This is a genomic window from Allokutzneria oryzae, from assembly GCF_042429765.1.
Lineage (GTDB): Bacteria > Actinomycetota > Actinomycetes > Mycobacteriales > Pseudonocardiaceae > Allokutzneria > Allokutzneria oryzae.
Genome location: NZ_JBHLZU010000007.1, coordinates 196,015 through 203,659, shown reverse-complemented (window position 1 = coordinate 203,659; position 7,645 = coordinate 196,015). Strand labels below are relative to the sequence as shown.

The window sequence follows — 7,645 nt, the reverse complement described above, 5'->3', positions numbered from 1 at the left end:
CGCAGGGTGAGATCGCGGCTGCTGCGGTGTCGGGTGCTCTGTCGCTTGAGGACGCTGCGCTGGTGGTTGCTTTGCGGAGCAAGGCGATTCTCGCGTTGTCGGGCAAGGGCGGCATGGTGTCCGTCGCCGCCACTGACCTGGACCTTCCCGAGGGTCTTTCCGTCGCGGCGGTGAACGGTCCTCATGCGACGGTGGTTTCTGGTGATCCGGCGGCTCTGGAAGCTCTGGTGAAGCGGTGTGAGGCCGAGGGTGTCCGTGCTCGGGTGATCCCGGTGGACTACGCGTCGCATTCCGCGCATGTGGAGGAGATCGAAGAGGAGTTGGCGCGTGTTCTCGCGCCGATCAAGCCTCGCTCATCGGAGATCCCGTTCTACTCGACAGTGACGGCCGCGAAGATCGACACTTCGGAGTTGGACGCGGGGTACTGGTACCGGAACCTGCGCCAGACCGTGCGGTTCCACGAGACGGTGTCGCAGCTGACTGACAAGGGCTTCCGGTTCTTCGTCGAGACCAGCGCGCACCCGGTGCTCACCGCCGGGATCTCCGAGGACGCCGTCGCCGTCGGGTCGCTGCGCCGCGACGAAGGCGGACTGGAGCGGTTCCACACCTCGGTCGCCGAGGCGTACGCGCACGGTGCCCCCGTCACCTGGTCCCCGGCCTTCCCCGGGGCGCGGCGGATCGACCTGCCCACCTACCCGTTCCAGCGGGAGCGGTTCTGGCTCAATGCCGCCACCCGTCAGTCCGGCGCGGAGGACCCCGTGGACGCGGGGTTCTGGGCCGCCGTCGAAGGCGAGGACCTGGAAGCTCTCGCCCGCACCCTCCGGACTGAGGACCGCTCCTCGCTCGGCGCTGTGCTGCCCGTGCTGTCCACGTGGCGGCGCAACCGCCGCGAGCTGTCCACTGTGGAGTCGTGGCGCTACCGGATCGCATGGCGGTCGCTGCCCGAGCCGGCCAAGCAGCTCGACGGCACCTGGATCGTGGTCACCTCCGGGCGGCAGCCCTGGGTGGACGCGCTGAACGCCGAGGTCATCGACGTCACCGACACGACGCGGGAAGGGCTGGCGGAGCGGCTGCGCGGCCTGAGCCCGGCCGGTGTGCTGTCGCTGCTCGCGCTCGACGGATCGGTGCTTCCCACGCTCTCGCTGCTTCAGGCGCTGGGCGATGCCGGGATCGACGCGCCGCTGTGGTGCGTGACCCAGGGCGCTGTGTCCACGCGCCGCGCCGAGGCCCTGGAGAACCCCGCGCAGGCGCGCGTGTGGGGCCTGGGCATGGTCGCCGCATTGGAGCACCCGCAGCGGTGGGGCGGACTCGTGGACCTTCCGTCCACTGTGGATGACGACGCGGTCCGGCGACTCACCGCTGTGCTCGGCGGTGACGAGGACCAGGTCGCCGTGCGCGCGACCGGTGTCTTCGGCAGGCGGCTGGAGCGCGCGCAGGTCACCGAGCCGGTGCGCACCTGGCGTCCCACGGGGACCGTTCTGGTGACCGGAGGAGACGGTCCGCTGGCGGCGCGTGCCGCCGAGTGGCTCGCCGACAACGGTGCCGAGCAGGTTGTCACCGTCGCGGCCTCCGCCGACCTCGTGCCGCTCATCGCCGAACACGAGCCGACGACGATCATCCACGCGCCGACCGTGCTCGACCAGGCTCCGCTCGACGAGATGACAGGCGAGGAGTTCACCGCCGTCGTCGCGGCCAAGACCGGTGCTGTGGACCAGCTCGGCGACTTCCCCGGGCAGGTCGTGTTCTTCTCCGCTGTCGCCGGCGTATGGGGCAGCGGTCGTCAGGGGGCGTACGCGGCGGGCAACGCCTATCTCGACGCCCTCGCGCAGCACCGCCGTTCGCGCGGCCTGCCCACGACCTCGGTCGCGTGGAGCCCCTGGGACGGCGGCGACAACGACGAGTTCACCGAGTTCCTGCGCCGCCGCGGCTTGCGGCCGATGTCGCCGGACCTGGCGCTTTCCGCGCTCCAGCAGGCGATGGACCACGACGACACGCTCGTGGCGCTCGCCGACGTGGACTGGGAGCTGTTCGCCGTCGGGTTCACCGCCGCCAGACCGAGCCGGTTGATCTCCGAGCTGCCCGAGGTCGAAGCGCTTGCCGCGCAAGGGGAAGCCGAGGGGGACGGGTCGCCGTTGGCGCGCCGCCTCGGCGAGGTTCCGGAGTCCGAGCGTGAACGGACCGTGCTGGAGCTGGTTCGCGCTCAGGTCGCCGCTGTCCTCGGGCACGCGTCGCCGGAGGCCGTGGAGGCCGGGCGGGCGTTCTCCGAGCTGGGCTTCGACTCGCTGACCGCCGTGGACCTGCGCAACCGGCTGACCACGGCGACCGGGCTCAAGCTGCCCGCGACGCTGGTCTTCGACTACCCGACGGCCACCGCGCTCGCCAGGCACCTGCTCACCGAGGTGGCGGGCGCGCGGCAGGCCGAGGAGCGGACGGTGGTCGTCGGCTCCGACGAGCCGATCGCCATCGTCGGCATGGGGTGCCGGTTCCCCGGCGACGTGCGCACGCCGGAGCAGCTGTGGGAGCTGATCTCCGGGGGAGTGGACGCGATCACGCCGTTCCCGGAGGACCGGGGCTGGCGGATCGACGACCTGGTCGATCCGGAGGCGGCGGCGAGCCGCACCTCCTACGTCGGCCACGGCGGGTTCCTCGCTGACGTCGCCGGGTTCGAGCCCGCGTTCTTCGGGATCTCCCCGCGCGAGGCGCTGGCGATGGACCCGCAGCACCGCCTGCTGCTGGAGACTTCCTGGGAGGCGTTCGAACGCGCCGGGATCGACCCGGTTTCCCTGCGCGGCAAGCCAGTCGGCGTGTTCGCGGGCACCAACGGCCAGCACTACACCCCGTTGCTCCAGGGGGCGCCGGAGACGCTGGACGGCTACATGGCGACCGGCAACGGCGCGAGCGTGCTGTCGGGCCGGGTCTCCTACACCTTCGGGCTCGAAGGCCCGGCGGTCACGGTGGACACCGCGTGCTCGTCGTCGTTGGTGGCGCTGCACCTCGCGGCGCAGGCCCTGCGCAACGGTGAGTGCTCGCTGGCTCTGGCCGGTGGTGTGACGATCATGTCAACGCCGGACATGTTCCTGGAGTTCAGCCGCCAGCGCGGGCTCGCAGCCGACGGCCGGTCCAAGGCGTTCGCCGAGGCTGCCGACGGGTTCGCCCTGGCCGAGGGTGTCGGCATGCTGGTGGTGGAACGGCTCTCCGACGCACGGCGCAACGGGCACCCGGTGCTGGCGATCATCAAGGGCTCGGCGGTCAACCAGGACGGCGCGTCGAACGGGCTGACCGCGCCGAACGGCCCGTCGCAGCAGCGCGTCATCCGCGCCGCGCTCGCCTCGGCCAGGCTGTCCACTTCGGACATCGAGATGGTGGAGGCGCACGGCACCGGCACCACACTCGGCGACCCGATCGAGGCCCAAGCGCTCATCGCCACGTACGGGCAGGATCGGGAGCGCCCGCTGCTGCTGGGGTCGTTGAAGTCGAACATCGGTCACACCCAGGCCGCCGCGGGCGTCGCCGGGGTCATGAAGGCGGTCCTGGCGCTGCGGCACGGTGTGCTGCCGCGGACACTGCACATCGACGAGCCGTCCACGAAGATCGACTGGTCGGCCGGGTCGGTGTCACTGCTCACCGAGCCGCAGCCGTGGCCGCGCGGCGACCGCCCGCGCCGCGCCGGTGTGTCGTCCTTCGGCATCAGTGGCACGAACGCTCACGTGATCATCGAGGAGCCCGCCGCCGAGGAACCTGCCGAAGCCGGTACCGACGCGCGGGTGGTCCCGTGGGTGCTGTCCGGCCGGACCGTCGATGCCGTGCGCGCCCGCGCGGAGCAGCTGCTGTCCCTTGTGGACGACAGCCCGGCCGATGTGGGCTTCTCCCTGGTCACCAGCCGCACCGCCTTCGACCACCGGGCTGTGGTGGTCGGCGGCCGTGCTGAGCTGCGCGCCGGGCTCGCCGCGATCGCGGCCGGTCTGCCCGCGCCCAACGCGGTGCTGGGAACTGCCACCAGCGATCGCCCGGTGTTCGTGTTCCCGGGTCAGGGGTCGCAGTGGTCCGGCATGGCCGTGGAGCTGCTGTCGGAGCCGGTGTTCGCGGAGTCGATGGCCGCGTGTGCTTCCGCCCTTGCTCCGCACGTCGAGTGGGACTTGTTCGAGGAGTTGACCGGTCCGCTTGAGCGGGTGGACGTTGTGCAGCCCGTGCTGTGGGCGGTGATGGTCTCCCTCGCTGCTTTGTGGCGTTCTTACGGCGTCGAGCCTGCTGCGGTCGTCGGTCACTCGCAGGGTGAGATCGCCGCGGCGGCGGTCTCCGGGGCGCTGTCCCTTGAGGACGCTGCGCTGGTGGTTGCCCTGCGGAGCAAGGCGATCCTGGCTCTGTCGGGCAAGGGTGGCATGGTGTCCGTCGCCGCCACTGACCTGGACCTTCCCCAGGGGCTGTCGGTCGCGGCGGTCAACGGGCCGAACTCGACCGTGGTGTCGGGTGATCCGGCCGCGCTGGAGGTCCTCGTCAAGCAGTGCGAGGCCGACGGCATCCGCGCCAGGGTGATCCCGGTGGACTACGCGTCGCATTCCGCGCATGTGGAGGAGATCGAGGACGAGCTGGCGCGGGTTCTCGCGCCGATTCGCCCGCGTTCGTCGGAGATCCCGTTCTATTCCACGGTGACAGCCGCCAAGATCGACACTTCGGAGTTGGACGCAGGGTACTGGTATCGGAACCTGCGCCAGACCGTGCGGTTCCACGAGACGGTCTCGCAGCTCGATGGCCTGTTCGTTGAGTGCAGTGCGCATCCGGTCTTGACGATGGGGATCGACGCTCCGGCCGTGGGTTCGCTGCGCCGCGACGAGGGTGGCTTGGAGCGGTTCCTCCTGTCGGTCGGCGAGGCTTACACGCTCGGGGCCGCAGTGGACTGGACCGGCGTGTTTCCCGGCGCACGGCGTGTCGATCTGCCGACGTACCCGTTCCAGCGGGAGCGGTTCTGGCTCGAACCGCCCACCAGCACCGGCGACGTCGCGTCCGCTGGCATCGGCGCCGCCGAACACCCGCTGCTGGGCGCGGTCGTGCAGTCGCCGGAGGACGACAGCCTGGTGCTGACGGGGCGACTCGCCCTGTCCACGCAGCCGTGGCTGGCCGACCACGCCGTCATGGGCACGGTCCTGTTGCCCGGCACGGCTTTCGTCGAGCTCGCCGTCCGCGCCGGTGACCAGGCCGGATGCGACCAGGTCGAAGAGCTGACCCTGGAGGCGCCGCTCGTGCTGCCCGAGCGCGGTGGACGTCAGCTGCGGGTCACCGTGGGAGCCCCCGACGCGTCCGGTCGCCGCGCCCTGGGCGTGTACTCACGTCCGGAGGACACCGCCGCCGAAGGCATCGAGTTCAGCGGCGAATGGGACCGGCACGCCAGCGGCGTGCTCGCGCCCGCCTCGGTGCCCGCCGCCGAGATGTCGTGGCCGCCCGCCGGGGACGAGGTCGAGCTGGACGGGTTCTACGACCGGCTCGCCGACACCGGCTACGGGTACGGCCCGGCGTTCCAAGGGCTGCGAGCCGCGTGGCGCTCCGCCGACGCCGTGCACGCCGAAGTCGTTCTGCCGCAAGCATCGGAGGCCAGCCAGTACGGGGTCCACCCGGCGCTGCTCGACGCGGCGGTGCAGGCTGTGGGCCTCGGCGGGTTCCTCGCCGACTCCGAGCAGGGGCGGTTGCCGTTCCTGTGGAGCGGGATCAGCCTGCACGCGTCCGGAGCGTCGACGCTGCGGGTGCGCGTGACGCCCAACGGCGCGGACTCGGTGTCGATCACCGCGACCGACCCGCTCGGCCGCCCCGTCGTCACCATCGAGTCTCTGGTGCTGCGGCCGGTGTCCGCCGAGCAGATGCGCGCGGCCCGCACCAGCTACCGGGACTCGCTGTTCCGCGTCGAATGGGCCGAAGTGTCCACTTCGGACTCATCGAGCCGGTGGACCGTGCTCGGACCGGATGTCTTCGACCTCGGCAGCCACGACGACGCCGACACCGTTCTGGTCTGCGCGCAGTCCACAGCGAACACTCCGGAGGCGGTGCACGAAGCGGCGCGTCACGCGCTGGAGGCCATCCAGTCGCAGGCTGACAAGCGCATCGTGTTCGTCACCAGGGGAGCGGTCGGCGAGGACGTCACCGACCTGGCCAACGCGGCGGTGTGGGGCATGGTGCGCTCCGCGCAGGCTGAGCACCCGGACCGGTTCGTGCTGGTGGACATCGATTCCAGCTCCTCGCGTGAGGCGCTGGCCGCCGCGATCGCGTCCGGGGAGCCGAGCGTCATGCTGCGCGAGGGTGTCGCCTACGCGCCGAGGCTGGCCAGGGTTCCGGCCACCGAGACCACCGTGCCCGCCACCACCGGGAGCGCGTTGATCACCGGAGGCACCGGTGTGCTCGGCCGTCTCGTCGCCCGGCACCTCGTCGCCGAGCATGGCGTGCGGAGCCTGGTGCTGGTCGGACGGCGCGGCGCGGAGGCGCCCGGGATCGCCGAGCTGGCGGAGGAGCTGGGCGCTGACGTCCGGGTCGTGGCGTGTGACGTCGCGGACCGGGACGCCGTGGCCGCTCTGCTCGCGGACATCCCGGACCTCGGCGCGGTGGTGCACGCGGCCGGAGTCCTGGATGACGGCGTGATCGAGTTGATGACGCCGGAGCGCCTCGATGCCGTGCTGCGGCCGAAGGTGGACGCGGCGTGGAACCTGCACGAGCTGACCCGTGACCGCGACCTGTCGATGTTCGCGCTGTTCTCGTCGGCGGCGTCCACCTTCGGCGGTGCGGGGCAGTCGAACTACGCGGCGGCCAACGCCTTCCTGGACGCGCTCGCCCAGCACCGCCGGGCGGCAGGGCTGCCCGGCAGCTCCCTGGCGTGGGGCCTGTGGCAGGAGGCCAGCGGCATGACCGGCCACCTCGACGCCGACCGGCGCTCGCGGATGTCACGCGGGGGAATGGCCGCACTGTCCACTGTGGAGGCGCTCGCACTGTTCGACGCGGCGGTCGCAGGGGAGGACGCGCTCGTGGTCCCGGTGCGGCTCGCGCCGACCGCGCTGCGGGCTTCGGCCGGCCCCGTCCCGCCGCTGCTGCGCGGCCTGGTGCGCGGGTCAACACGGCGGGCTGTGGACGCCTCGGCCGTCCCGGACGCGAACTCGCTGCTGGAGCGGCTCGGCGGACTGTCCGAACAGGACCGGGACCGTGCGCTGCTCGACCTGGTCCGGTCGCAGGTCGCGGCCGTGCTCGGGCACGCCGACGCCGCCGTGGTCGAGGCCGGTCGCGGGTTCACCGAGCTGGGCTTCGACTCGCTGACCGCCGTCGAGCTGCGCAACCGGCTGACCACCGCCACCGGGCTGCGCCTGCCCGCGACCCTGGTGTTCGACTACCCGACGCCCGCCGTGCTCGCCGGGCACCTCGCCGAGTCCATCGCACCGGCCGCGGTGGACACCGCGGGACCGGTGCTCGGCGACCTCGCCCGGCTGGAGGCCGGACTGGCCACGCTCACCGCGGACGAGGACACGCGGCGGCGGATCAAGGACAGGCTGGCCGCGGTGCTGGCCGGTCTCGACAGCCCGGCACCCGAGTCCGCGCGGGACCTGGACTCGGCGACCGACGACGAGATGTTCGAGCTCCTCGGGAAGGAGTTCGGGATCTCATGACGCGCCCCGTG

At 72.0% G+C, this 7,645-nt stretch carries 1 protein-coding gene; it reads left to right on the top strand.

Features of this window, described 5'->3' with window-relative positions:
* A partial coding sequence (locus tag ACFFQA_RS09515; protein WP_377851341.1) for an SDR family NAD(P)-dependent oxidoreductase occupies window positions 1–7,634 on the top strand: 7,634 nt, incomplete at its 5' end.
* Window positions 7,635–7,645 lie beyond the last annotated feature (11 nt).